This is a genomic window from Vogesella mureinivorans, assembly GCF_007644035.1.
GTDB lineage: Bacteria > Pseudomonadota > Gammaproteobacteria > Burkholderiales > Chromobacteriaceae > Vogesella > Vogesella mureinivorans.
On sequence record NZ_VMTV02000032.1, the window covers coordinates 1 to 298 of the forward strand.

1 protein-coding gene is annotated in these 298 nt (G+C 54.0%); it reads left to right on the forward strand.

What is annotated here, in order from left to right; genetic code table 11:
* A partial coding sequence (locus FLQ44_RS00980) for a PDDEXK family nuclease (protein ID WP_439144892.1) occupies positions 1–251 on the forward strand: 251 nt, incomplete at its 5' end.
* Positions 252–298 lie beyond the last annotated feature (47 nt).

A 298-nucleotide genomic window follows, 5' to 3' on the forward strand; every position in this document is an offset into this window, starting at 1 on the left:
TTGGCGGTTTCGAAGCCATCAAGTCTGCGTACATGGCCCAGGTGCAGTACAGCATGTGGGTTACCGGAAAAGACGCCTGGTTCTTTGCCAACTACGACCCGCGCATGAAACGCGAAGGTATTCACCACGTCGTCGTTGAGCGAGATCCACAGTACATGACCGATTTCAACGAAATGGTGCCGGAGTTCATCGAGAAGATGGACGAAGCGCTGGCGGAGATCGGCTTCACGTTTGGCGAGCAATGGAGGTAACCATGGGAGCAAATCACTGGCAACCGTGGGAAAACCTGTTCCTGCAT